This is a genomic window from Streptomyces pyxinicus (genome assembly GCF_024753135.1).
Lineage (GTDB): Bacteria > Actinomycetota > Actinomycetes > Streptomycetales > Streptomycetaceae > Streptomyces > Streptomyces pyxinicus.
In genome coordinates this window covers 88,145-112,579 of sequence record NZ_JANUGP010000021.1, presented here as the reverse complement: position 1 = coordinate 112,579, position 24,435 = coordinate 88,145, and the positions used below count along the sequence as shown (strand labels likewise).

The 24,435-nt window shown below is 73.3% G+C and carries 25 protein-coding genes and 1 pseudogene; 10 read left to right on the top strand and 16 right to left on the bottom strand.

Going from position 1 to position 24,435, the window contains the following annotated elements:
- The first annotated feature begins 30 nt into the window (after window positions 1-30).
- Genes NX794_RS24780 through NX794_RS24770 form a run of 3 tightly spaced genes read left to right on the top strand, consistent with a single transcriptional unit; the run spans window position 31 to window position 3,004 of the window.
- On the top strand, window positions 31-2,088 hold the full coding sequence (locus NX794_RS24780; RefSeq protein WP_258781098.1) for a hypothetical protein: 2,058 nt from the start codon (window positions 31-33) through the stop codon (window positions 2,086-2,088).
- Between the two features lie 5 nt (window positions 2,089-2,093).
- Window positions 2,094-2,528: a phage holin family protein gene (locus NX794_RS24775; RefSeq protein ID WP_258781096.1), complete on the top strand. Its 435-nt coding sequence runs from the start codon at window positions 2,094-2,096 to the stop codon at window positions 2,526-2,528.
- Window positions 2,525-3,004, top strand: a complete 480-nt coding sequence (locus NX794_RS24770) for a DUF3618 domain-containing protein (RefSeq protein WP_258781094.1) — start codon at window positions 2,525-2,527, stop codon at window positions 3,002-3,004. The genes NX794_RS24775 and NX794_RS24770 overlap by 4 nt, the downstream gene beginning before the upstream one ends.
- Before the next feature lie 255 nt (window positions 3,005-3,259).
- Here NX794_RS24770 and NX794_RS24765 read toward each other — a convergent pair whose 3' ends face one another.
- The 7 genes from NX794_RS24765 to NX794_RS24735 all read right to left on the bottom strand — a co-directional run bounded on the left by NX794_RS24765 (window position 3,260) and on the right by NX794_RS24735 (window position 11,041).
- Window positions 3,260-4,891, bottom strand: a complete 1,632-nt coding sequence (locus NX794_RS24765) for a fused response regulator/phosphatase (protein ID WP_258781093.1) — start codon at window positions 4,889-4,891, stop codon at window positions 3,260-3,262.
- Entirely contained in the window at window positions 4,888-6,867 is a 1,980-nt protein-coding gene (locus NX794_RS24760) for a hybrid sensor histidine kinase/response regulator (protein WP_258781091.1), read from the bottom strand. The genes NX794_RS24765 and NX794_RS24760 overlap by 4 nt, the downstream gene beginning before the upstream one ends.
- Complete coding sequence (locus tag NX794_RS24755) at window positions 6,864-7,964, bottom strand: ATP-binding protein (protein WP_428985951.1); 1,101 nt, start codon at window positions 7,962-7,964, stop codon at window positions 6,864-6,866. The genes NX794_RS24760 and NX794_RS24755 overlap by 4 nt, the downstream gene beginning before the upstream one ends.
- On the bottom strand, window positions 7,952-8,371 hold the full coding sequence (locus NX794_RS24750; RefSeq protein WP_258781089.1) for an anti-sigma regulatory factor: 420 nt from the start codon (window positions 8,369-8,371) through the stop codon (window positions 7,952-7,954). The genes NX794_RS24755 and NX794_RS24750 overlap by 13 nt, the downstream gene beginning before the upstream one ends.
- On the bottom strand, window positions 8,368-8,736 hold the full coding sequence (locus NX794_RS24745; protein WP_258781088.1) for an STAS domain-containing protein: 369 nt from the start codon (window positions 8,734-8,736) through the stop codon (window positions 8,368-8,370). Before NX794_RS24745 ends, NX794_RS24750 begins: the two co-directional genes overlap by 4 nt.
- Complete coding sequence (locus NX794_RS24740) at window positions 8,733-9,581, bottom strand: STAS domain-containing protein (protein WP_428985950.1); 849 nt, start codon at window positions 9,579-9,581, stop codon at window positions 8,733-8,735. The genes NX794_RS24745 and NX794_RS24740 overlap by 4 nt, the downstream gene beginning before the upstream one ends.
- Window positions 9,582-9,787: 206 nt before the next feature.
- Window positions 9,788-11,041: a M64 family metallopeptidase gene (locus tag NX794_RS24735; protein WP_258781086.1), complete on the bottom strand. Its 1,254-nt coding sequence runs from the start codon at window positions 11,039-11,041 to the stop codon at window positions 9,788-9,790.
- Between the two features lie 177 nt (window positions 11,042-11,218).
- Here NX794_RS24735 and NX794_RS24730 point away from each other — a divergent pair, with 177 nt between their 5' ends.
- Both NX794_RS24730 and NX794_RS24725 read left to right on the top strand, forming a co-directional pair.
- Window positions 11,219-12,673, top strand: coding sequence for a glycoside hydrolase family 76 protein (locus tag NX794_RS24730; RefSeq protein ID WP_428985949.1), 1,455 nt, complete (start codon window positions 11,219-11,221; stop codon window positions 12,671-12,673).
- Between the two features lie 244 nt (window positions 12,674-12,917).
- The gene (locus NX794_RS24725; protein WP_258781084.1) at window positions 12,918-14,096 is read left to right on the top strand and encodes a beta-ketoacyl-[acyl-carrier-protein] synthase family protein; all 1,179 of its coding nucleotides are present in this window, start codon (window positions 12,918-12,920) and stop codon (window positions 14,094-14,096) included.
- A 52-nt stretch (window positions 14,097-14,148) separates the two neighbouring features.
- Here the strand turns inward: NX794_RS24725 and NX794_RS24720 are convergent, their stop codons facing one another.
- Together NX794_RS24720 and NX794_RS24715 are read right to left on the bottom strand one after the other, a co-directional pair.
- Window positions 14,149-16,311: an ATP-binding SpoIIE family protein phosphatase gene (locus NX794_RS24720; protein ID WP_258781083.1), complete on the bottom strand. Its 2,163-nt coding sequence runs from the start codon at window positions 16,309-16,311 to the stop codon at window positions 14,149-14,151.
- Window positions 16,312-16,487: 176 nt separating this feature from the next.
- Window positions 16,488-17,435: an alpha/beta hydrolase family protein gene (locus NX794_RS24715; protein WP_258781081.1), complete on the bottom strand. Its 948-nt coding sequence runs from the start codon at window positions 17,433-17,435 to the stop codon at window positions 16,488-16,490.
- A 150-nt stretch (window positions 17,436-17,585) separates the two neighbouring features.
- Between NX794_RS24715 and NX794_RS24710 the strand changes: the two genes are divergently transcribed.
- Window positions 17,586-17,966: a MerR family transcriptional regulator gene (locus NX794_RS24710; protein ID WP_258781080.1), complete on the top strand. Its 381-nt coding sequence runs from the start codon at window positions 17,586-17,588 to the stop codon at window positions 17,964-17,966.
- Between the two features lie 211 nt (window positions 17,967-18,177).
- Here the strand turns inward: NX794_RS24710 and NX794_RS24705 are convergent, their stop codons facing one another.
- Entirely contained in the window at window positions 18,178-18,348 is a 171-nt protein-coding gene (locus tag NX794_RS24705; protein ID WP_258781079.1) for a hydrophobic protein, read from the bottom strand.
- A gap of 189 nt (window positions 18,349-18,537) precedes the next feature.
- Between NX794_RS24705 and NX794_RS24700 the strand changes: the two genes are divergently transcribed.
- Window positions 18,538-18,714: a CsbD family protein gene (locus NX794_RS24700; protein WP_258781077.1), complete on the top strand. Its 177-nt coding sequence runs from the start codon at window positions 18,538-18,540 to the stop codon at window positions 18,712-18,714.
- 179 nt (window positions 18,715-18,893) lie between these two features.
- Window positions 18,894-19,499, top strand: coding sequence for a hypothetical protein (locus tag NX794_RS24695; RefSeq protein ID WP_258781075.1), 606 nt, complete (start codon window positions 18,894-18,896; stop codon window positions 19,497-19,499).
- Window positions 19,500-19,557: 58 nt separating this feature from the next.
- Here the strand turns inward: NX794_RS24695 and NX794_RS24690 are convergent, their stop codons facing one another.
- The 3 genes and pseudogenes from NX794_RS24690 to NX794_RS24680 all read right to left on the bottom strand — a co-directional run bounded on the left by NX794_RS24690 (window position 19,558) and on the right by NX794_RS24680 (window position 21,616).
- Complete coding sequence (locus tag NX794_RS24690) at window positions 19,558-19,833, bottom strand: alkyl sulfatase C-terminal domain-containing protein (protein ID WP_428985955.1); 276 nt, start codon at window positions 19,831-19,833, stop codon at window positions 19,558-19,560.
- Window positions 19,806-20,474: pseudogene (locus NX794_RS24685) on the bottom strand (MBL fold metallo-hydrolase); the annotation flags it as partial. The gene NX794_RS24690 and the pseudogene NX794_RS24685, both read right to left, overlap by 28 nt.
- Window positions 20,475-20,614: 140 nt before the next feature.
- The gene (locus NX794_RS24680) at window positions 20,615-21,616 is read right to left on the bottom strand and encodes a helix-turn-helix transcriptional regulator (RefSeq protein ID WP_258781073.1); all 1,002 of its coding nucleotides are present in this window, start codon (window positions 21,614-21,616) and stop codon (window positions 20,615-20,617) included.
- A 112-nt stretch (window positions 21,617-21,728) separates the two neighbouring features.
- On the opposite strand from NX794_RS24680, the gene NX794_RS24675 reads away from it, so the two are divergent.
- Window positions 21,729-22,127, top strand: coding sequence for a VOC family protein (locus NX794_RS24675; protein ID WP_258781071.1), 399 nt, complete (start codon window positions 21,729-21,731; stop codon window positions 22,125-22,127).
- A 32-nt stretch (window positions 22,128-22,159) separates the two neighbouring features.
- Here NX794_RS24675 and NX794_RS24670 read toward each other — a convergent pair whose 3' ends face one another.
- Window positions 22,160-22,618 carry a MarR family winged helix-turn-helix transcriptional regulator gene (locus NX794_RS24670; RefSeq protein WP_258781069.1) on the bottom strand — a complete coding sequence of 153 codons (459 nt, stop codon included), beginning with the start codon at window positions 22,616-22,618 and terminating at the stop codon, window positions 22,160-22,162.
- A 132-nt stretch (window positions 22,619-22,750) separates the two neighbouring features.
- Between NX794_RS24670 and NX794_RS24665 the strand changes: the two genes are divergently transcribed.
- On the top strand, window positions 22,751-23,173 hold the full coding sequence (locus NX794_RS24665) for a DUF1398 family protein (protein ID WP_258781068.1): 423 nt from the start codon (window positions 22,751-22,753) through the stop codon (window positions 23,171-23,173).
- Between the two features lie 103 nt (window positions 23,174-23,276).
- Here NX794_RS24665 and NX794_RS24660 read toward each other — a convergent pair whose 3' ends face one another.
- The gene (locus tag NX794_RS24660) at window positions 23,277-23,507 is read right to left on the bottom strand and encodes a chaplin (protein ID WP_258781132.1); all 231 of its coding nucleotides are present in this window, start codon (window positions 23,505-23,507) and stop codon (window positions 23,277-23,279) included.
- A gap of 153 nt (window positions 23,508-23,660) precedes the next feature.
- Window positions 23,661-24,380: a TetR/AcrR family transcriptional regulator gene (locus NX794_RS24655; protein WP_258781067.1), complete on the bottom strand. Its 720-nt coding sequence runs from the start codon at window positions 24,378-24,380 to the stop codon at window positions 23,661-23,663.
- Window positions 24,381-24,435 lie beyond the last annotated feature (55 nt).

Here is a 24,435-nt window from a genome sequence, read left to right as displayed (position 1 = left end):
TGGAAGACATCCGTCTGAATGGTTTCGTCCTTGCTTCGCCGTCTGTCCCAGGTGCCCACCGCGCACGGCCTGCCGCACGCCAAGCGCCGGATCACCGAGCGGTACGGCGACCTCGTGCGGCCGGCGTATCTGGTGCTGCCCGTCTCGCTGAGCCGGCACCGGCGTGTGCTGCCGGCCCATGCGCTGGTGCAGCGGTCGCTGCCCGCCGTGGTGCCCCGGCCGCCCGCGCCCCGGGAGGCCGCGGGCCACCTCTCCCCCACCTCCCGGTCACTGCATGTGCCGGTGTTGCGCGAGGTGTTGGCGTTGTTCCGGCGGCCGGTGGGATGGCCCCGGCGGGTGCCGCCGCCGCGGCTGCTGCTGCTGCCCCGGCTGCCCGTGGTGTGGGGGCTGCGGCTGCTGCCCCGGGCCGGCGGCGCCGACGAACTCGTGCCGAGCCGGGCCCTGTCGGAGCTGTCGGCGACCGCGCGGGCCGCGTTCGTCCTGCTCAGGGTGGAGGGGCGCACCGGAGCGCAGGCTCGTGAGGCCCTTCAGGCGGCCGGATGCGGTGACGCCGAGGCCGTCGAGACCGAGGGGCGATGCGCGCGCCGGCTCGACGCGACGCTCGGTGTGCGCGCCACCGGTGCGCTGGCGTCCCAGGAGTTCGATCCGTGCACGCTGCGGGCCCGGCCCGGGGACCTGCTGCGCCGGCGGCGGCGCGTGCGCCTGTCGGGGGCGGCGGTGCTGGCGTTGCTCATCACCGTCGTGACGCTGGTGGTGTGCGGCGGGGTGCCGGCCGGGTCCGGTGGCGTGACGGGTGCGGGGACGGGCCGTGTTTCCGGGACCCCGTCGGCCGTCGGGTCGGTCGTGCGGGTGGCGCCGGGGGCCTGGACGGCCACCTCGCGCGTCGACTTCACCGCCTGGCCGCCGCGCGGGGAGCGGACCGGCGACCGGGCGCTGCTGCGGCGGGCGCTGGCGACGTGGGCCGGGAGCCGGAACGGGACGCGGATCGGCCTGAGCGTCGGCACGTCCGCCGGTCCGCCCGCGCGGGCGCCCCAACTGCTGTACGCGGGAGAGGCCGACGGTCGCACCGTGGTGCTGCTGTACGACGGTCGGCGTCTCGCCCGGTACAGCGAGTCCGCGCCTCTCGGAGAACGGTCCCTGACCCTGGCCCGGGTGGACGACGCGGACGTGACCACGGCCGCCGCCGTCGCCCTGGTCGTGCGGGACGGTGCGGTGCGCTACCTGCTCGCGCCCTGGGTGGCCGAGTCGGGCACCCGCGATGTCCTGCGTCCCGATGTCCCCGCCCGGCCGCTCGGCGTGGGCGCGGACGGGCTGACCGCGCCGGTCCCGGTCTTCGGCGCGGGCGGCGACTGCGGCCGGGGGCCGGTGCTTCACCTGCGCTCGTCCTCGCGCATCGCCGAGCATCACGCCTTCCTGCTGGCCGGGCTCGGCGACCTGACCCCCGTACACCTGACGTACACGCCGCTTCCGGCCCCCGGCGCCCCGCCGCGCGAGGCCACCGGTCCGGCCGCCCTGCTCGCCTGGGCCCGGCTGGGCTGCTCCCTGAACTCCCTGCGGGGTCGCGGGGTGAAGGCGGTCAACGCCTGGGACTTCGCCCGGCAGCGGCTGCCCGACGGCGCCGGAGACGCGGTGTGGACGTGCTCGCGCGCCGACACCTGGCGCGGCCCGGGGGACGTCACGGTGAGCCTGCGCACGGTGGGCGCGTCCGGCGCCGGGCAGCGTGGCCGGCGGGCGCGGGCCGTGGCACGGCCGCGGGCGACCGGCGCGTGCGGCAGGGGCGCGCAGCGCATCGTCGTACACACCAACTGGCGCTCCCCGAAAGGCTCCTGGTACGTGCTTGCGGCGGCGAGCCGTGCGGTGAACGGGCTCGCCGTCACCGGTGACGTCACCGCCTCCGGTGCCGGCCCCACCCTCGCGGTACGTGCCGGGGCCGGGGCCCGTGTTCTCGTGCGGACCCGGACGGATGAGGGGCCCCGGGTCATCGATCTGTCGTCCGGTGTCCTGAACCGGCCCGTACGGGGTACACGCGCGCTTGACCGGAAGGTGCCACGGCGTCCTTCCGGCGGACGGACAAGTACAGGGAGGTGATCGCCATGTCGTCCAGTACACAGCCGCACCAAGCGGGGACGGTCCGCCCGGCACAGGGCACCGAACCGGTGGGTGAGCTGGTGCAACGCGCTTCGCAGCAGCTGACGGAGCTGGTGCGCGGCGAACTGCGCCTGGCGCAGGCGGAGATGAAGGAGAAGGGCAGGCGCTACGGGAAGGGCGGAGGCCTGTTCGGCGGCGCCGGCCTGGTCGGGTTCCTGATGCTTCAGGCCCTCGTGGCCACCGTGATCGCCGCGCTGGCGGTGGTCCTGCCGGTGTGGGCCGCGGGCCTCGTCGTGACCGCCGTCCTCGGCGTGATCGCCGCGGTACTGGCGCTGACGGGGAAGAAGCAGGTCTCCCAGGCCGCGCCGCCCGCACCCGAGAAGACGATCGAGAACGTGAAGGCCGACGTGGCCGAGATCAAGGAGAGTGCCCACCGATGACCCAGCCGCCTCACGACGAGCCGACCGCCGAGTCCCCCGAGGAACTGCGCGAGCAGGTCGAGAACACCCGCCACGAACTCGGCGCGACGGTGGAAGCGCTCGCCGCCAAGGCCGACGTCAAGGCCCGCGCCCAGGAGAAGGCCACCGAGGTCCGGGAGCAGGCGGCCGTCAAGGCCGGCGAGCTGCGCGAACAGGCCGTGCTCAAGGCGGAGCAGGCGAAGGCCGCGGCCGCCCAGGCGGTCGCCCGCGTGCAGGAGAAGCTGCCCGACCCGGTGAAGGACCAGGCCGCCCAGGCGGCCGGGCAGGCCCGGGCGGCGGTGGCCCAGGCCGGCCAGGTGTGGGAGGAGAAGGTGCCCGAGCCGGTGCGGGCCCGCACCGTCCAGGGCGCCCGGACGGCACGGGACAACCGCGCACTGCTGCTGGCCGCCACCGGAACGGCGGTCGCGGCGTGGCTGGTGTACCGGCGCAAGCGCTAGGCCCTGTCGTCAAACTCACGCCTGCTCCGCGACGCCATGCACGCACTCTCGCCGCACCGGGCCCTGACCCAAGTACGTCCAGTACGAGGATCAGGGCCCGGCACACCGAGAGCACGCACCTGACGCCGCGAAGCCCGCCCTCCGGGCGAACGGCGGGAGTTTGACGACAGGACCTAGCCCCGGACCCGACCCGCAGGGCATCCGCCTCCGCCGCCCCGGCCGACATCCGGCCGGGGCGGCGGCGTTCGCGCTCCCCTAGGCGGGCGGAGTCGGGGCGTTGAGGCGCACGGCCATCAGGGCCACGTCGTCGCTGCCGTCGGGCGGCAGCCGTTCCAGCAGGCGGGTGCAGGTCTCCTCCGGGTCCGTGAGGCTCTCGCCGACCACGGCGGCGAGGGTGTCCAGGGAGTGCCGGAGGTCCTCGTGACGGCGTTCGATCAGCCCGTCGGTGACGAGGAGGACGAGCGTTCCGGGCGCGGCGGTGATCCTGCGGGCCGGCGGGTGCGGCAGGCCCAGGCCCAGCAGGGGGCCGTGTTCGTGGACGTAGGAGGTGGTGGCGTCCGGGGCGCGCAGCAGGGGCGGCAGGTGTCCGGCGTTGGCCACCAGGAGGGTGTCGGAGCCGGACTCGATGAGGACGACGCACAGGGTGACGGTGGCCCCGGGTTCCACGGAGGTCAGCAGGTGGTCGAGCCGGGTGAGGATCATGTGGGGCGAGTGGCCCTCGACGGCGTAGGCGCGCAGCGCGTGACGCACCTGGCCCATGACCATGGCGGCGTCCAGGGAGTGTCCGGCGACGTCGCCGACGGCCACCACCAGGCCGGCGGGGGTGCTGATCGCCTCGTAGAAGTCGCCGCCGATCTCGGTGCGTTCGCTGGCGGGCAGATAGCGCACGGCCAGGTCCGCGCGCGCTGTCGTGGGCAGGGTCTCGGGCAGGAAGCTGCGCTGGAGGGTCAGGGCCAGGGCGTGTTCCTCGCTGTAGCTGCGCAGGGCTTCCAGGGCCAGTCCGCTCGCCTGGGCCAGCTGGGTGAGGAGTTGTTCGTCGTCGGGGGTGGTGACGGCGTCGGCGCGGATGAGGACGGTCACCGGTGGGCGGTCGGCCTTCGCCGGGGCGGTGGCGGTGTGCCGCTGGGCCGGGTCCTTCAGGTCGGGGGGCAGGCAGGGCAGGTCGGCCGCGGTCGTCCTGCCGTACCGGGTGCCGGGGTGGGCGGGGTGGTCGTGCGGTCTGGCGCGGGTCGGCAGGGTGTGGACCTGGGGGCCGGGCGGGTGCGCGGGGCCGGGCTGGTCCTGCCAGGTGTGGGCGGTCAGGGTGGTGCCCTGGGGGCTGGTGAGGACGGCGGCGGCGCTACAGCGAAATATGGCTGCGGCCGCCTCGGCTGTCACCCGGACGAGTTCGTGGGCGTCGCCGGCGCTGTGCAGGGCCAGGGTGAAGCGGTTGAGCAGGTGCAGGCGTTCGGCGAGGAGTTCGGCGCGGCGGCGGGCGCGTGCGTAGCGCAGGCTCGCGGTGACGGTGGCGAGGAGTTCCTCGGGGGCGACGGGTTCGACGAGGTAGGCGTCGGCGCCGCGGAACAGGCCCTGGGCGCGGTCGTTGACGGTGATGGCGGAGGCGGAGATGTGGATGACGGGCAGGGCGGCGGTGGCCGGGTCGCTCTTGATGTGCTCGCACACCTCGAACCCGGTCATGTCGGGCAGCCGTACGTCGACGATGGCCAACTCGGCCGGGGGCCGGCACGCGGCCAGCAGCTCCAGGGCCTGGGTGCCGTCGACCGCCTCGGTGACCTGGTGGCCGGCCCGGCGCAGGAGGGTGGCCAGGACGTACCGGTTGGTGGGGGCGTCGTCCACCACCAGGATGTGTGCCGGGGTGTGGTCCGTGTCGGGCGGTCGGGTCGTCATCGGGGGTCCTCGGCCGGGAAGGTCAGGGAGGGGTGCGGCGGCAGGGCCGCCAGGGCGGCGGCCAGCTCGGGGGCGGTGAGACGGGACTTGTTCAGCACCGCGCGTACGCCGGCCAGGCGGGAGTGGTCCACGTCGGTGCCCTCCAGCGCGGTCAGGACGATCACGGGCACGCGGGCGGTGGCCGGGTCGGCGGCCAGCAGCCGGTACACCTCGTAGCCGTCCAGGACCGGCATGGTGAGGTCGAGGAGGACGGCGTCGGGCTGCTCCCGGGCGACGGTCGCGACGGCCAGGGTGCTGTCGGTGACGACGCTCACCCGGGTGGCGACCTTGTCGAGGTGGGCGCGGAAGACGTGGATCACGGCCGGATCGTCGTCGACGACCACGACCGACCGCGCCACGGCACCGCTTACCGCGTCCGATACGGCACTGCCTACGACGTCCGCCGCGGCACCGCTTGCGGTGTCCCCCACGGCACCGACTGCGGCGGGAGCCGGATCGGTGGACCCGTCACCGGCCGACGGGAGCACCGGCTCCTCCGGGCGCCTGCCCTGCGCGGGCTGGGGCCGGAACGATTCGCCCGGTGGCGGGCCGGGAAGCGGACCGGCGGCCGGACGGGCGGGGGACGCGGGGATCCGGACGAGGACGGTGGTGCCGTGGCCGATCCGGCTGTCGAGGGTGAGGCGGCCGCCCAGCAGTTCGGTCAGTTTGCGCGCGTAGGGCAGGCCCAGGCCGGTGCCGGCCTGGCCGCGCTGGTGCGCTCCACGGACCTGGTAGAACTCCTCGAAGACGCGGTCGAGGTCGTCGGCGGGGATGCCGACGCCGGTGTCCCGGACGTGGAAGACGACGTGCCGGCCGACGTCGGACTCCTCCTCGGTGACGTCCAGGGTCACCGCGCCCTCAGCCGTGAACTTCAGCGCGTTGGAGAGCACGTTGCGCAGCACGCGGGTCAGCATGACCTCGTCGGTGACCAGCGGGCCGGCCGGCAGACTGAGGGGTATGCGCAGGCCGACACCGGGCTGAGCGGTGCCCTGGAGGGTGCCAGCGAGCTGGTGCAGCAGCGCGGCGAGGTCGACGTCGGCGGGATGAGGTTCCAGGCGGCCGGACTCGGCCTTGGCGACGTCGAGGAGTTCGTCGACGAGGGCCAGCAGCGTGCTGCCCGAGGCCTGGACGAGAGCAGTCTGCCGGCGCTGCTCATCGCTGAGCGGGTCGGGGCCGGACTCCAGCAGGCGGGCGAGCGCGATGACGGAGTTCACCGGGGAACGCAACTCGTGGCTGACGTTCGCCCAGAAGCGCGTCTTGTACTCGTGGGCCAGTTCGAGCTGGCGGGTCTTGTCCTCCAGCTCCGCGTACAGGGCCACCACGCCGGTGTTCGTCGCCTGGAGTTCGCTGGTCAGCTCCGAGTACAGGGCCATGACGCCGGCGTTGGTCTCCTCCAGCTCGGCGTTCAGCCGCTGGAGTTCCTCCTGCTGGCCCTGGGACTCCTCCAGTGCGGCCAGCAGGTGACGGTTCTGGGTGCGCAGCGCCTCGATGAGGTCGGCGGCCGTGTCGGCTCCGGCGAGCCGGACCCGTATCCGCGCGGCCAGCTCACCGGCCGCGGTGGCGGGGGTGGTGGTGCGCTGGGCGAGGACGAGTTCCTGGCGGCCGCCTCCCGCGGGCAGGAGGCGGCTGTCGTCGAGGAGACGCGCGGCGGCGTTCAGCAGGGCCGGGGAGGGGCTGCGGTCCTCGCGCCAGGCGAAGCAGACGGCCAGCGCCGCGCGGCCGGCCGCCGCCTCCAGACGGAGCTGCGCGGTCAGCCCGGCCGCGCCCAGCAGGTGTTCCCCGGCCTCGCTGACGACCGTGGTCAGCCGGACCAGGGCACTGCCCGTCAGCCCCGCGGCCCGGCAGGCGGACTGGGTGCACCGGCGCAGGATGACCACGTCGCCGCCCTCCCGCACGGCGATCGTGATCAGCTCATGGCCCTCTCCCGGGGCTGTCATGGCCCGCGGTGTACGGCGACGGCGATCCCGGCGTCGTCTCGCCGGACCGCCATCTGGTTGAGGAGCTGTCCGGCGATCATGGCCGGGTCCTGTCCGAAGAGGCCGGGGAAGTCGGCCGGCTTCCAGCGATCGCTCAGACCGTCCGAGTGCAGGACGAGGACCGCGCCGGGCGGCCAGGGCGTCTCGAACATCCGCGGGCGCGGCATGTGGGCGCCGACGATGCCCGGCATCGACAGCAGGCCGACCCGGGTGTCGTCCGTGACGACGGCGGCCGTGATGTTCCCGGCGCCGGCCAGCTCCACCCGGCCGCGTGCCACGTCGACCAGGGCGATCGCCGCCGCCGCGCCCCGCGTGCCCCGCAAGTGCCGGTGCACGTCCTCCAGCACGGCCACGGGGCTGGTGTGCCGGCTCTCCCGGAACGCCTCCCGGGCCCGGTCGGCGACCCGCGCGGCCAGCGGTCCGTGCCCCAGACCGTCACACATCATCATCAGCGACCCGTTCCGGCCCTCGTCCCCGACCGCACGGATCGCCCAGGTGTCACCGCACACCTGCTCGCCGCTGATCGGACGCGTCAGACCACCGCTCACCACGCCGCCGAGCCCGGCAGCGGGGGCAGGAGGCGGCGCGAGCACGGCGGCAGCGGGCTCGGGTATGGGGGACAGGCTGGGGGTGTCGGTCCAGAAGCGGGCGAACACCACCGTGCCCCGACCGGGCAGGGAGTGGACGCCGAACGCGTCCGCGAGCCGGCCGATGGCCCCCAGTCCGATGCCGAGCGTGCCCGTCCCGGAGGTGCCGTCACGCATCGCTCCCGCCAGGTCCTGGATGCCCGGACCGTTGTCCAGGGACAGGCACTCCACCGCCACCCGGCCGCCGCCGCGCGCGACCCGGAGGGCCAGGGAACCGTCATGGGCGTGTTTGAGGAGGTTCGTCGCCATCTCCGTCACGCACAGCTCCATCCGCCCCACCGTCTCGGCGGGCAGGCAGATGCCGCGGGCCAGTTGGCCGGCCTCCCGGCGCGCGGCCGCCGCCAGCGCGACGTCCGCCCGCAGCCAGCAGACATCGCCGGCCTCGACGACCCAAGCGTTCACCGGCTCCACTTCACAATGCGCACCGTGGTCCCGCCGGGGCGGGACGCGATGTCGAACTCGTCCACCAGGCGCCGGGCACCGCTGAGGCCCAGTCCCATGCCGTTGCCCGACGTCCAGCCGTCCGTCATCGCCAGGTCCAGGTCCGCTATCCCCGGACCCTCGTCCGCGAACTCGACGAACACGCCCGAGCGCGTACCGTCCAGCACCGACGCGGCCCGCACCACCCCTCCCCCGCCGTAGATCAGCATGTTCCGGCCCAGTTCACTGGTCGCCGTGACCAGCTTGGTCTGGTGCACCAGCGACAGGCCCGTGCGCTGGGAGAGGGTGCGCACCATCTGCCGCGCGGAGACGACATCGCTGCTGCTGGCCACCGCCACGGACTCGGCCGAGGCGGACTCGGCGCCGTAGTCCTTCATACCCGGCCCGCGCTGATCCGCCGCAACAGTTTCAGCCCACGCTCCAGATTCAGCGCCGTACGCACACCCGTCAGCGACAGCCCGAGTTCGACCAGGGTCATCGCCACCGCCGGCCGCATGCCCACCACAATGGTCTCGGCGCCCAGCACCCGCGAGATCGACGCGTTCGTCGCCAGCATGCGCCCCACGAAGGAATCCACGATCTCCAGTGCGGAGATGTCGATGATGACACCCTTCGCACTGGTCTCCGCGATCCGGTGCGAAAGGTCCTCCTGGAGGTCCATCACCATCTGGTCCTCCAGATCCGTCTGGATGGAAACCAGCAGGACATCACCGATTTTCAGAACGGGAACGCGATCGGTCACAGCAGGCCTCGCACGTCGTCCTCGGCATTCGCCGCGATTTCCTTCAGGGCCTGACGCAAGGCGTCGGACAGTGACGCGTTCGTCGGAATGTCACCGAACTCGATGCCCAATGCCACGATCGTCTGGGCGATCTGCGGACGAATTCCCGAGATGATGCACTGCGCGCCCATCATCCGGGCGGCGACCACGGTCTTCAGCAGATGCTGAGCGACCTGGGTGTCCACCGTCGCCACACCCGTGATGTCGATGATGGCGTGCGTGGAATCGCTGTCCACCAGCGTCTGGAGCAGCTTCTCCATCACCACCTGCGTACGCGCGGAATCGAGCGTTCCCACCAGCGGAACGCCCACCACTCCGTCCCAGAGCTTCACGACCGGCGTCGACAGTTCCAGAAGCTGCTCCGCCTGCGAGGAGATGATCTCCTCACGCGTGCGCACGTACGCTTCCGTCGTCAGCAGTCCCAGGTCGTCAAGCAAACGCGCGAACTGCAAATAGACCCGCGCGCCCTCGGCGTCCGCGGCGAGAGCCGGCTCCAGTACCTCCTTCAGCGCGAATACGCTCCGTGCCGTCTCCGTGGGGGTGAAACCCTGTCGCGCGCGCGTGCGGGACAATTCGATCAGCAGGCTCCGCGCCTCGCCGAAAGACTCCCCACGGCCGTCCAGTCCGCCCGCCGAGAGTCCGGCCACGACCGCCTCGTACAACTCCCCCAGCTCACGGCTCAGCTCGACCGTGCTCAGCCGGCCCCGCAGCTCCTCACCGACCCGCCCCGTCCACTGCGCGACGAACTCCTCGCGCCCCGTCACCAACCGGTCCAGCAACACCCGCGCGCCCTCGTCCACCATCACACCCGACCCCTCGACCCGATCCTCGGCCAACAAACCAGGCACAGACACTACGCCACCCGGCAAACGCCCATGACCAGCCGGTCCCTTGGGTCGTCAAGGGTTCTCCAGGGCTAAGGCGAGGGGTGAAAGCGGTCGGTGAGGTCGTCCGGGAAGCCGATTGCCCGACCCGCGGCCGAGTGGCGCCGCGCGTCGGGCAACCGTGGTGTTCAGATGCGTACGGTCCAGGTGAAGGTGCCCCGGAGAACGGATCGCAGCGCGGGGTCGCGTACCCAGGGGGTCGGGTCGGTCACGGTGGCGGTGAGGCGGTGCCGTCCGCGGCCGGCGAGCAGGGCGGCCGGGAGGTGCGAGGTGTCCAGTCGTTCGCCCCGGTGGGCCAGGGGGTGGCCGTCGATCCGCCAGCTCACCTGGAGCGGCGGGCCGTCCGGGTGCTGCGGCCGCACCCGGAGGAGCCATCCGCCGGCCGCGGTCGGCCGGGCGGGGTCCTGGGCGGCGACACCCGCCTTGCGGTAGAACGCGGCGATCATGGCCTCTCGCCCGGGCGCGTTGTACTCCCGGCCCAGGGTGCGCATGATCGAGTTCTGGCTGGGGCGGTAGATGCCGAGGGCGGCGTACTTGGCGCCCTCGTAGGTGCCGATCGTGCCACCGTCCGGGGTGGGCCGCCCGAGCCAGCGGTACCACTTCGTCCGCTGTGCGGCCATGTCGGCCTGGGGGTGGACCGAGACGTTCGGCTCGGACGGTTCGTCGCCCTGGTAGCGGCCCGGGCTGTCGTACTCGTCGGCCAGGCCGCCCAGGGAGTGGCCGAGTTCGTGGACGACGATCTGTCCGGCCTGCGCGTTGCCGCCGGCCGCGGTGGCCGCCGTGCCGCCCGCGCCGCCGTAGGTGGTGCTGTTGGCGAGGGCGACGACCTGGTCCGCCTGCGGTGCCTGGGCGGCGTACCGCGCGGCCTTGGCCTCGTCCACGCACAGCAGCCGGGCCAGGCCGTCGCAGTAGTAGTTCATGTCCAGGGCGGTGTCCCGGCGGACGCCCGGGGTGGGGTCGTCGTCCACGCCCGACTCCCGCGAGACGACGTTCACCTGCCAGATGTTGAACATCGAGCGGTAGCTCTTGAACGGCTCGACGGCGAACAGTTCGGCGACCTTGGAGCGCACGTGGGCGCGGTAGGTGTCCAGCTCCGCCGAGGTGTAGCCGTCCCCGACGAAGACCAGGTCCAGCTTGCTGCTGCTCGGGCCGTTCACCTCGACGGGCTCCACGGTGGCCGCCGCCGCGGCTGCGCGGGTGCGGGCGTCCGGTGCCGCCTGGGGGCGTTGGGGCACCTGGACGGTACGTATGGACCCGTCGGGCGCGAACACCTCGCGCCGCTCGCCGGGCGCGCCGGCCGCGGTCTGCGCCGGCGCGGTGGCCAGGCCCAGTGCGGTGAGGGTGAACGCGGCGGCGAGCGCCGAGTACAGGGTTCTTCTCATGCGGTGAACTCCTTGGCGCGTGGGGAGAGTTAAGTGCCGAGATAAGCGGAGTTACACAGGCACTTAACAGGCGGCCCAACCTAGGACCAACGTCCGGATCGGCGCAAGGAGTTGGGTGAATCCCAAACAGCCTTGACATGCGCGGGACGATGCCAGTAGTCCAAGAGAGGTGAATCCATGGCCCTGTTGAGAAGAGCACGGGCGGCCGCGCTGCCGTTCGCCGTCTCCCTGCTGGCCACCACGCCCGCCATGGCCGTCGAAGCCGGCGGCGACTTCGCGGCGGCGGCGATCTGCGACACGTACTGCGACGGCCGCGACCCCGCCGCCGCCACCTCGGACCGCGTCCCGGCCGGCAGTTCGCTCTTCGGCCGTACGGTCCGGCTGCACCTGTCCGACAACGATGTCATGGGCTGGGCCACGATCGACAACGGGAATCCCGGCGACGAGGTGTGGCTCGACCGCAGCTTCGACGGCGGCAGGACCTGGTCGTCGGGCAGCAAGCTCGGCGACACCAAGACCCCCGAGGGGGCACGCGGATGGCGCACCGGGATGTACAACGTGGACGACTGGAACACCGCCGGCGTCGGGGCACTTCGCGCCTGCGGCAAGGCCGGTGACCGGCCGGAGATCACCTGTACCGCCTGGGCGCGGGTCGACCGCAACGCCTGGAGCCGGGGCACCGCCGCCGCCACCGCGCTGATGATGTCGTACGACCGGGGCACCGGTCTGTTCGGGGGCGACGGCTGGTGGACCGCGGCCAACGCGCTGACGGCCGTCATCGACAACGCGCGGGCCAGCGGGATGCCGAGCTACCAGTACGCCATCGCCGCCACCTACGACAAGAACCTCGGCGCGCAGGGTGGCGACTTCACGAACGACTACCTCGACGACACCGGCTGGTGGGGGCTGGCCTGGGTGGCCGCGTACGACGCCACCGGTGACCGCCGGTACCTGGACACCGCGCGCGCCGACGCCGACCACATGAACGCGTACTGGACGAGCGCGTGCGGGGGCGGGGTGCTGTGGAACCAGACCAAGACCTACAAGAACGCGATCACCAACGAACTCTTCCTCCAGCTCAACGCGGCGCTCCACAACCGGATCCAGGGCGACACCGGGTATCTGGACCGGGCCCGGCGGGAGTGGTCGTGGTTCCGGCAGAGCGGCATGGTCAACGTGGACCACATGATCAACGACGGTCTCACCGACGGCTGCGCCAACAACGGCCGGACGACCTGGACGTACAACCAGGGTGTCGTGCTCGGCGGCCTCACCGAGCTGTACCGGGCGACCGGTGACAGCGGTCTCCTGAGTACGGCCCGTGAGCTGGCCGACGCCTCCACCGCCCGGCTCCAGACCGACGGCGTGCTGCGCGAGCCCGGCGAGTCCGACGGCTGCACCGGCGACGGCCCCTCCTTCAAGGGGGCGTACGTACGGGGGCTCGGCCGGCTGGACGCCCAACTGGCCGGCCATCCCTACGCGTCGACGCTCGACCGCTGGGCGGACACGGCCTACGCCAAGGACCGCGACACCCTCGACCAGTACGGCCCCCACTGGAGCGGCGGCGCGGGCACCACCGACTACGGATGCCAGCAGAGCGCCCTCGACCTCCTCAACGCCGCGGGGCAGTAGGCAGGACCCCGCACCGGCCCCGTCGCCATGACCGTTCGGCGGTGTGGGCCGTGTCACCCCACCAAATTTCCGCCTGAGTTGCGTGGATCACAGCGGAAATGTCCCTTTAGCGGGCATGCTCGATGCCGGATGCCGGTGCCGGAAATGGACCGCATCGGCATGGACTTGGGTGTGATGTGCCGAAGTGACCCAGGGCACAGCACGTGTGACGTTCCCCCTCATTCCCCGTGGAAAGGTGCCCGTCATGGCCGCTTACCTCTGCCCTCCCGCCGTGATACACGGCGCGCACCCCGTGACGACCGGCCAGATCGTGGCAGAAGTACGCGACCGGCACCGGCACGCGGCGTGGGCGCCGCGGATCGACGGCATCGCGGCCAGTACGGGTATCGAGACCCGCGGGTGGATGCTGCCGCTGGAGGCCGCCGTCGCGGCCGGCGGCGGTCCGGGGGCACCCGGCACCGAGGAGACCCAACGCGCCTTGCTCCGGGAGGGGTTCGCCGAGCAGGACGTGGACCGCGTGATCGCCGCCCTGGAGGCGATACCCAGGCGGCAGACCGTCCAGGAGCGCACCGCGCCGGCCTTCGAGGCCGTGCAGGCCTACGGCGAGCACGCGGCGCGCGGCGCCCTCCAGATCGCCGCGCTGGACGTCGCGGACGTCGACTGCCTGATCACCAGCAACTCCACCACCCCGGCGCTGCCGGGCCTGGACGTCGCCCTGGCCAACCGGCTTCCGCTGCGCGGCGACGCGATGCTGCTGCCGGCGACGCAGTGGGCCTGCGTCGCCGGGACCCGCTCACTGGCGCTGGCGGCGGAGCTGGTGGCCGCGGATCCCGACCGGGTGGTCCTGGTCGTGATCTCGGAGGCGCTGAGCACGACCTACCAGCCCGCGGACGACACGCTCGAATCGCTCATCGTGCGGCTACTGTTCGCGGACACCGCGGTCGCCGCGGTGGTGACGGGCCGCCCGCGGCCCGAGTCGGTGCTGCGGCTGGACGCCGCCTGGCACCACACCCTGCCCGGCACCCGGGACCTGCACCGGCTGGAGACGCGGGCGGACGGCACCCACTTCGTGATGGACCGCCGTGGGCCGCGCGCCGTGCAGGAGACGGTCACGGCGATGTGGGAGTGGCTGCGCCTGCGGCACCGGGACGCCCCCGAGCCGTGGCATCCGGACCTGCTGCTCGCGCATCCCGGCGGGACCCGGGTGCTGGAGTACATGGAGCAGACGATGCCCGACTCCTGGCCGTCGGGGCTGCTGGAGCACAGCCGGGACAGTTACACCACCGGGAACCGTGGTGGCGCCGCCGTGTTCGACATCCTGCGGCGGGCGCACGACGCCGGGCAGAAGGCGGGCAGCCGTGCCGTCCTGTACGCCGCCGCCCCCGGCCTGACCGCCACCGCCCTGGAAGGAGAGTGGCTGTAAGGGGGTCCGCACCGCACCCGCGGGGGCGGCCCTGCCGCTCCCGCCGGTCGCGTCACCGGGCGACTTCCGCCCAGACCACCTTGCCGGTGTCGGTCCACCGCACCCCCCACCGGGTGGTGAGCCCGTGCACGACGTACAGCCCTCTGCCGCTGTCGTCGAGGAGGCCGCCCCGGCCCAGCCGGGGCCTGCCGTTGCCGGTGTCGCCCACCTCGCACAGCAGGCCGTGCCCGGCCCTGATCATCCGGACCGTGACGGGTCCGGTGGCGAAGCGGACCGCGTTCGTGACCAGCTCGCTGACCAGCAGCAGGACGGTGTCCCGGGTGCCGTCCCTGGTGTCCCAGTCCCGCAGCAGCGCGGAGATCAGCGCACGGGCCCGCGCGGGCGCGTCGTAGCGGGCCGGCAGCCGCCAGGTCGCGGTGTCGCCGTTGCGGTAGCCGATCATGCGGGCGAGCAGCAGCGTCACGTCGTCGCGCTGCCGTGCGGGCGCCAGCGCGGCGACCACCTGCCGGGCGGCCCCCGGCAGGGCGTCCCAGGGGTGCACCGTGGACAGGGCGTCCGCCAGCCTGTCGATGCCGTCGTCGATCGACACGGCGGGGTCCTCCACGAGACCGTCGGTGTAGAGGGCGAGCAGGGAGCCCGGGGGCGCGGCGAACGAGTGCACGTGGAACGGCTCCCGCAGCGCGAACTCGGCCCCGAGTCCGGGGTGCGGCTGCACCGGCAGAGGGCCGGCCTTCCCGTCCGGGGACACCAGGACCGGCGGGAGGTGGCCGGCGCTGGAGAGTTCCATGTGGTGGCTGACCGGGTCGTAGACGGCGATGCAGCAGGTGGACCCGAGGGCGCTGTAGCCGGCGGCGAGTCCGGACTCCGTGTCGTCCAGCAGGGTCACGGTCTCGTCCAGGTGCTCCAGCACCTCGTCGGGCGCCAGCCCCGCGGACAGCAGCGCGCGGGCCTCCATGCTGAGCTGGCCCATGGTCGCCGCCGCGCCCAGGCCGTGCCCGACGACGTCTCCGACCACCAGGGCGGTCCGCCCGTCGGGCAGCGGGAAGCTGTTGACCCAGTCGCCGCCGACGCCCGCGCTGTCGGGGGTGGCCGGCTGGTAGACGCTGGCGATCTCGATCGTGTCGCCCCCGGTCCGGGGCAGCAGCCTGCGCTGCAGCGCGAGCACCTGGGTGTGCTCGCGCTGGTGCTGGCGGGCCAGGTCGACGTGATGAGCGGTCCTGGCGACGAGTTCCTGCAGGTCGAGGAGTTCGCTGTCGTGGAAGGGGCGGTCGGCGCGCCGCCATACCTCGGCCACGCCCAGGACGACGGGCGGTGGGCCCTCCAGGACCAGCGGTATGCACGCCACGCCCGCCGACCGGTCGCCGGGCACCAGGGCGCGTACCACCCGCGGGCTGCCGAGGACCCGCTCGACCGTCTCCCGGTCGGGTAGGACGAGGGCCTGGGGGGCGTCGTCCCGCCGTACCGCCTGGGCGAGCAGGCGGCTGGCGTCGCCGGGCAGGTCGTCGCCCGGGGTCGCGTAGCCCTCGGGCCACGCCCGGTCCGGTACGAGGGCCGCCCGGCGCAGCCGGATGCGCCCCGGTGCCCGGTCGGTGACGCCCTCGCCCGTCCATACGGCGAAGTCCAGGTCGACGGCGGCCACGTCGCCCCAGGCCAGCAGGGACTCGGCGAGCGACTGCGCGGTCTCGCCGATGTCCAGGGAGGTGCCGATCGCGGTCTCGGCGGCGTACAGGTGCAGTCGCTTGGCCATGGCGATCAGGGAGACGGTCAGGCCTTCCTGGGGTGCCGCGGCGGACAGGATGCTCATGGAGACGACCAGTTCCGAGCCGTCGCGGCGGCGCAGGCGCTGCACCCGGGCGACGTGTGCCTCACCGGTCTCCAGGACCTGCCGCAGGCGCCGGGTGACCGTCGGTACGTCCCCCGGTGGCAGGAGGTCGACGAACGGGGTGCCGATCGCGGCGTCCAGACCCGCGAAGACGGGGGCGTCCAGGTTGCGGAGGGTGATCCTCAGCTCCCGGTCCAGGTTGACCGCGCCGAGGATCTGCTCCTGCCGGCCGGATTCCGGGTCGTCCGGGTCGCCCCGGCGGGTGCCGGGCTCGCCCTGCGTGCCGGCGGGAGGGGTGGCCGGTGCCGCAGCGCCGCGCGGGAGGTAGCGTCCCAGGGCGCTGCTGACCAGGTCGAACGGCGACGAGGACGAGGAAGAGGGTGTGGAGTCCATGCGGCTCTCTCAGCTCGCTCGCCTGTGCCCGGCGCGGTGCCGGGGCCGTACCCGAGCCCGTGCGAGTGGGGCCCCGAGATCCCTGACCACACACTTCATTGAATAACACCGGGGACCGCTTCGCCCACATCAGCGGCTCGGGCGCTGGTCGCGGGGTGCCTGGGGGGCCGGCCCGGCTACTCGGACTCCAGCCGCCCCAGCGGGTGGGCGTCACCGGCGAGGGCGGCCCGGGTCCTGGCCCAGTCGGTGTGGTCGGTGCCGGTGACATGGCGCAGATAGGCGAGGGTGACCTGCTGGACGAGGGCGACGCGCCGGGGGTTCTCGTCGGTGGTCTCCGCTGCCCCGTACCCGGAGATTCCGCCGAGGAAGTGTTCGCCGCCGTGGACGGTGAGCAGGCTTCTGCTCACGCGGTTGACGCTGAGGGTGTGGGGGTCGACGGTCCAGGCCGGCCCCCGGGTGGAGAGGGGGAGGTCGTCGTGGTCGCCGGCGACGACGAGGCCGGGGGCGGTGATGTGGGAGAAGTCCTGGTCGCGCAGCCAGGGCAGGTTCTCGTGCGCGAAGCGGGTCAGCTCGGCGCCGCCCCGGCCGGCCGTGGCGAGCTGGACGCTGGCCATGACGCGGGGGTCGGAGAGGTCCTGCGCGGTGCCGGTCCCCGGGTCCGTGACGCGCAGGCCCACGAGGATGCCGGCGGTCTGGCCCCCGAAGGAGTGGCCGGCCGCGACGACCCGGCTCCGGTCGACCCGGCCGGCCAGGCCGGGCACGGCCGCCTCCAGGGTGTCGAGTCCGTCGAGGAGGAGCTTCATGTCCTGGACGCGATGGCGCCAGACGTGGGGGGCTCGGGGGTCGTCCGCCGCCATGGCGAGGCGCCTGGAGTCGAGGTGCGTGGCCTGGATCACGACGAAGCCGTGGGAGGCCCAGTGGTCGGTCAGGGGCGCGTAGCCGTCCAGGTCGGAGCCGAAACCGTGCGCGAACAGCACGACCGGCAGTTCGGTTCCGGTGACCGGTGCGGAGACGCGTATGCGCAGATCCTGGCCGCGCCGCGGCGCGGGCAGCGCGATCGGCCGGACCGACACGGTGGGGGTGGACGCGGGGTGGGTGAAGCCTGTGATCTCGTGCGTGGTCATACGGGCGCTTCTTTCCGAGGTCTTCGCAGGTCAGGGCGCGGGAGGCGGGAGCTTCCGGCGGGTGCGGCGGCGCACGCCGGTTACGCTAGAACCTGACGTTGACGTCAGAGGCAAGCCGGTCGGGTGGCCGTGGCCGCGCTGGAGGAAGAGATGCGCATCGGAGAGCTGGCCGCCCGGACCGGCGTCAGCGTCCGGGCCCTGCGCTACTACGAGGAGCAGAGCCTGCTCGGCGCCGAGCGCGGCCCCGGCGGGCAGCGCCACTATCCCGAGGGCGCGGTCGGCCGGGTCCGGCTCATTCAGCAGTTGTACGCCGCCGGACTGTCCAGCAGGACGATCGTCGAGCTGTTGCCGTGCGTCGTCGACGGCCAGGCCACCCCGGCGCTGCTCAAGCGGCTGGCGGCGGAGCGTGAGCGTGTCGACCAGCGCATCGCCGAGCTGGCGCAGGCTAGGGACCGGCTCGACTCGGTGATCACCGCCGCCACCGGCAGCATGCTCACGGGCGCCTCCTGCCGGCGGGCGGCGGACACCTAGGACACCGGCCCCGCGGAGATTGGAGGCGCAGGGTTCCACTGCTGCTTCCGCCGGACCGGTGCATGACACATCTACCCTCCGTCGCGCCCGATGCGTCCCGGGGCGGTGGGGCGGGCGCGGTCGCCGGACATGACGTGGGGCCCGGCCGTTCCCGGCCGGGCCCCACGTCATCTCCCGTCAGCAGCGGTGCTTCGCACGCCGCCGAACGCCACTACCAGCGGTACCAGCGTCCCTTGCGGCCCGCGCCGTCCGCGGACCGGAGCACGAAGCCCAGCAGCCAGACGACCAGCACGATGACCGCGATCACCCAGAGCGCCTTCAGGGCGAAGCCCACACCGAAGAGGATCAGAGCCAGAAGAAGAACCAGAAGCAGGGGAACCATATGTATCAACCTCCTGGCCACCGAATGCCCTTACTTCAGGCCTACAAGCACACAAAATGTGAGTTAGTTTCACGAGATGAAGGGCACGCGCGCCAGGCAGGTATTTCTATGGCCTTAGGTTTACCGGGAGTCTCGGAGGTCATGCGCCCAGTCAGGAGCTCGTACCGGAAATCCAGGAGGTTGAGCAGGATGGCAGCCAGTGAGAAGGCTCGGGCCAAGGTCGAGCAGGCCGTCGGCAAGGTCGCCCAGGCGGCCGGACGCGCCGCGGGCAACGAGAAGCTGATCGCCAAGGGCCACGCGGCCGAGGCGGCCGGCCATGCCCGCGAGGCCAAGGAGTCGGTCAAGGACTCCGGCCGACGGCACTGAGCACCGCACGGAGGCATTGAGGGTGGGTCCCGCCGCGGGGCCCACCCTTTCGTGTCGGGGAGCGGTGCGGGCGAGGTTCGGTGCGAGAGTCGGATACCGCGTCCGGTCGGGCCGCCGGTCCCCCGCCCCGGCCGTCGGCGCGCCTGTCGCGATCCCGTCACCGGAGCAGGAGCAGACCGATGCGTCTCTACGCCCAGACACGTGCCCGACGGACGCGTCAGGTGCTCGCGGATCTGCTCGCCGTGGCCCTGCTGATCGCCGTGGTGGCGTTCGCCCTGACCGTCCGCGACGCACTGCTGTCGCTGGCCGAGCCGGGCCGTAGGGCGCAGAGCGCGGGGGACGACCTCGTCGGCGGTCTGGACGCCGCCGCCGACACGGCTTCCGGAGTGCCGCTCATCGGCGGCGCCCTGAAGAAGCCGCTCCAGGCGGCGGCCGCTGCCGGTGACGATCTCTCCGACGCCGGACAGTCGTTGCAGCACTTCGTGGGTCAGGTGGCCGACCTGACCGCGCTCGCGCTGGTCGTCTTCCCCGTCGTCCTCGTGCTGGCGCTCTGGCTCCCTCCGCGCCTGTACTGGATCCGGCACAGTGCCGCCACGCGGCGCCTCCGTGACGCCCCCGGAGGTGCCGACCTGTTGGCCCTGCGCGCCCTCTCCGGTTCGCCACGCGCTCTCGCCGCCGTTCCCGCGCCACCGGGCGGACTGGCCGACGCCTGGCGGCGCAGGGACCGGCGCGTGATCGCCGAACTGGCCGAGGTGGCGCTCGGCCGGGCGGGGCTGCGGCCCTGACAGTTCGGTTCACCGGCGGCCGGGGGGACCGTGCCTGAACGGGGCCGGGCTGCCAGTCTCAGGGCGTGACGATGGCGAAGTCCGGGTCGGGTGCGCCGAGATGGCCGAGGAGTTCGGTGAGCTTGGCGGTGTCGCCGGTGACCTCGACTCCGTCCCGGGCCGCCAGGTCGGACGGGCCGAGGGTGCCCAGGAGTACGCCGCGCAGGTCCGCCTCGGCCAGGGCGAAGGTGACGTCGGGCTCGGCTGCCGCGGGGCCGCTGCCCCTGACGTGCGTGAGGACACCGTCGCGCAGCCGCATCGTGACCCGCTCACCGCCGGTGATCTCCCAGCGCACGGTGATGTCCGCGTCCCAGGCGCGCGGCCCGTCCACCCGGATCGCCAGGGCATCGCCGTACCCGCGTAGACGTTCTCGCTGACGGCGTGGGCGACGAACCCGCGCGGGGCGAACACGGGGACGCCGGCGGCGACGTCCGCGTCGGTGAGGACGCCCCGCACGCCGCCGAAGTGGTCGGCGTGGCTGTGCGTGTACAGCACCGCGGTGACCGGCCGGTCACCGCGGTGCGCGCGGTACAGGGCGAGGGCGGCGGCCGCGGTCTCGGCGCACCGCAGCGGGTCGACGACGAGGACCCCGCGCCCGCCCTCCACCAGCGTCATGTTGGACAGGTCGAAGCCGCGCACCTGATAGATGCCCTCGGTCACTTCGAACAGGCCGTGCTCGGAGCACAGCCTGCTCTGCCGCCACAGGCTCGGGTTGGCCGTGGCGGGGCACTCCTGCGCAAGGAATCCGTAGGCGCCCAGGTCCCATACCGCGGCACCGTCGGCGGACCGGATGACGTCCTCCTCGGCGGTTCCCATGAAGCCGCGCCGGGCGTCCGCCAGGTCCGCGGTGTCCTCGAAGGGAAACCGGCGCACGAGGTCCGCGTCGGCCTGGGCGACCGCCGTCCGCGCGGGCTTGGCTCCGGTGATCCTCGGCATACGGGACTCCCTCGTCAACAGGGACGCACGGGACCGTCACGACGGCGGACGGCCACTGCCACCCTGACCCGCCGCCCCGGTTCACGAGCGGATGTACGCCACACGGGTGGCGGCTGTCGTCGCCGCGCGGCGGCCGTCGTTCATGGCCCAGGGCGTTCTCGGCGGGCCGACTCGGCGAGGCGTGCGGCGAAGTCGGCGACGAGTGCGCGCAGGGCGTCCGGCCGCTCGACGGCGAAGGGGCGGTCGAGGGAGGCGAGTACGGCGGGCAGCCAGTCGAGCCGGTCCACGCGCATCGCGACCCGGGACCAGGGCTCGTCCCGCGCGTCCGGGCCGTCTGCCGGGGGTGGTTCCTCCACGAGCGCGAGGCTCGGCGGAAGGCGGGTCCGGATGTGCCCGGCGGTCGCCCGGACCCAGACGGTCACCTCGTGCCGGTACGGAGCCGTCGCGAGGCCCCACAGGACCCGCTGCGCCGGATCGAACGCGGTGGGCGGGTCGAAGGAGCCGGGCAGGACCCTCGCACCGGCCATGCGGTCCAGCCGGAACGTACGGCCCTCGCCCGTCGCCCGGTCCTGGCCCGTGACGTACCAGCGGCCCGAGTGGGCGACGAGCCCGTACGGGTGCAGCACGCGCTCGCTGCGCCGGCCCTCGGCGTCGACGTACCGGATCTCGACCGGCCGGTGGTGGCGGACGGCGTCGGCGACCGGCAGGAGTACGGCGGTCTCCGGTGCCTCCGACGTGCCGAGCGGGGTCGTGAAGGCGAGGGAGTCGAGCACGGCGTCCAGCCTGCGGGTGAGCCGTGCGGGCAGGACCCTGCGGATCTTGGCCCGCGCGGTCTCGGTCGCCGTACCGGTGGCGGCGCTCGGGCCACCGCGCCGGCCGGCGGTCAGGCCGAGCAGCACGGCGAGTGCCTCGTCGTCGTCGAGCATCAGCGGGGGCATGCGGTAGCCGGGGGCGAGCCGGTAGCCGCCGTGCCGGCCGCGTACCGACTCCACCGGTATGTCGAGGTCCCGGAGGTGCTCGATGTACCGGCGCGCCGTCCGCTCGTCCACGCCGAGCCGGCCGGCGAGTTCGGAGACGGTGCGCAGGCCGCCCGACTGCAGGAGTTCCAGCAGGGCGAGCACGCGCGCGGTGGGTCGGGGCATGCCGGAAAGTCTGCCGCACATACCGGGCGGGTTCTGCCCGGTATCCGTCCTAGCGTGAGCCCCACAAGCACCGCGGCACCGCCGCACGAACATCGCTGACCTGGGAGAACCCGTGAACCTCGCCTCGATCCGTGTCATCACGGCCGACGTCGCCCGCCTCGTCGCCTTCTACGAGCGCGTCACCGGAGTGGAGGCGCGCTGGTCCACCGAGGACTTCGCCGAACTCGTCACCGCCTCGGCAACCGTCGCCGTCGCGAGCACCCGGACCGTGCCGCTCTTCGCGCCCGGCGCCGCCCGGCCGGCCGACAACCACACCGTCATCATCGAGTTCCTGGTCGAGGACGTCGACCACCTCTACCGCGATCTGGCGGCCTTCCTGGAAGACGTCGTCCAGGCGCCCACCACGATGCCCTGGGGCAACCGCTCGCTCCTGTTCCGCGACCCGGACGGCAACCTGGTCAACTTCTTCACGCCCGTCACCCCGGCCGCCACCGCCCGGCTCGCCCGCTGACCAAGGCGACGGGCCGGGGCATCGCCGTCGCGTCAGGCGCTCCCTTCGCCTGTACCCGCGCCGGCGGTCCAGGCGTCCGCCTGGCGGGTCAGCCGTCGCAACAGCGCGCGGACGGCTGCCAGGTCACGTTCCGTCACGCCCTCGCCCATGACGTGGTGCGCCGTGGCCGCGCGCGCGGTGATGGCAGTCAGCGTCCGCTGTCCGGAGTCGGTCAGGGCCAGCAGCGGCGACGTGCGGTGGTCGGGGTTGTCCCGGAATTCGGCGAGGCCGTCGCGGACGAGTTCGTTGGCGAGGCGCTGCACACCCTGCCGGGTCACCCCCAGTCGGCGCGCGGCACGCGGCACGGGCAGCGGCTCCTCGCTCACCGCGCTCATCAACTGCCAGCGGGCCTGCGTCTGCCCCTCCGCTCCCGCCACGGTCTCGCCCGCCCGGCGCAGCGCACCGGCGGCTTCGTAGACATCGGCCACGAGGAGTGCCAGTTCCTCCGACATGTCGTGGTACCCCCTCTCCCATCGGACAACATGTTGTCATTCTGGCATCATGGTGCCATATTCGGGACGCGTCCGCACCACGGACGCCCGCACGAACACGTGCACACCCCTGCCGGATCCATGGGAGAAATCATGACCACCGACGCCCTCACCCGATTCCAGGCCGCCTTGGAGCGCGGCCAGGCCGTCCGCCCCAGGGTCGGCGGCTTTCCGCATCTCGCCGAGAGCCTGCGGCAGGCCGGCGTGACCCACTGCCGCATGGCCGTCCCGGCCAACGCCTTCCTGTACCTGACCGAGCACGGCGATGTCGTGGTCCAGGGCGAGCCGCTGGTCACCGGCTTCGCGGCGGCGCCACCCCTCGACCGGGCGGCCCTCGTGGCGGCCCTGCGCGCGGACCAGGCCGGCGAGACGACGTTCCCCGAGTTCGTGCGCGGCGCCTGGGAGGCGGGTGTCGTCTGGTACGACGTCGACACCGCCGCCCGCACCTGCACGTACTACGGCACCGACGGGGCCTCCTACGTCGAGGACTACCCGGCGGTCACGCTGCCGTCCTGAACCGGGCGGGCGGGCGCCGGGCCCGCCGCCCGCGACCACGGCGTGTGGTGGCGCGGACGGCGGGCCCGGTGGGGCCGGCGCCGGCCTCCCGCGGTCTCCGCCGTCAGGCGTTGACGCAGGTGTTGCCGAACGCGGGGTTCAGCAGGCCGATGACGTTGACGGTGTTTCCGCACAGGTTGACCGGGATGTGGATCGGCACCTGGATCACATTGCCCGACAGCACACCGGGCGAGCCGACAGCGGCCCCCTGAGCGCCGCTGTCCGCGGACGCGGCACCCGCGCCGCCGAGCACCACCACGCCGGCGGCCGCCACCAGAGCGGCCGTCCTCGCCATCCGGGACCTCGTGTATGCCATGCCAGTGTCCTCTTCTCGTCTCGCACGCGACGGCGGTCGCCGTCGGCCGGGCGCATGTCGCGTCCAGGCACCCGTGATCCGGTGTGGCCACGGGCCCGGACTGCTCGCGGCGGCCCGCTTCACCTGATCGGCCTACCCGCGGCCTCCGTCCGGGCCGCCTCGGCCCAGTCGCGCCGCGAACTGGGCGAGCAGCAGATCGAGGGCGTCGGGGAAGGCCGAGTCCGCCATCGCGGCCAGGTGGTCGCGCACCGTGTGCAGGTTCGGGTAGCCGCCGGGAGGCAGGGCGCCGTAGACGTCGTGCCAGGCCCGGCTCTCCTGACGGCGCTGCGGTGCGGTGAGGCCCGCCACCTCCGCGTCCAGGGCGGCGTGGGCGAGGACGGTGTCGATGAAGGTGCGGTACAGGCGCACCGCCTCGGCGGGCGGGAAACCGGCCCGCAGCAGGATGCCGATCCCGGTGTCCACCGCACGGCACTCCGCGGGTCCGGCGGTGACCCGTGCGGCGCGGACCGTGGCCAGCCGGGGGTGGCTCAGCACCGAGCGGTGCACCCGCGTCGCGAAGTCCCGCAGGGCCGCGGTCCAGTCCTCGCCGGGCGTGTAGCCCTCGAAGGAGTCGCCGATCAGCCGGTCGGCGACCGCCAGCAGCAGGGCGTCGGTGTTGGCGAAGTAGCGGTAGACCGCCGAGGGATCGCAGCCTAGGGCCTCGCCGAGCCGGCGCACGGTGAGGGCGCTGCCGCCGGGTGCCTCGATCAGTTCGAGCGCCGCCGACACGATCAGTTCCTCGCTCAGCACGGTCCCGGTGCGGGTGGGGCGCCTGCGTCTGCGTCCGACGGGGATGCGCTGCGGTTCGGGCACGTACGTCTCCTGCCTGCGGGTGCGCCCCGCGAGTCCGCCCGCGGGTCGCGGCCTC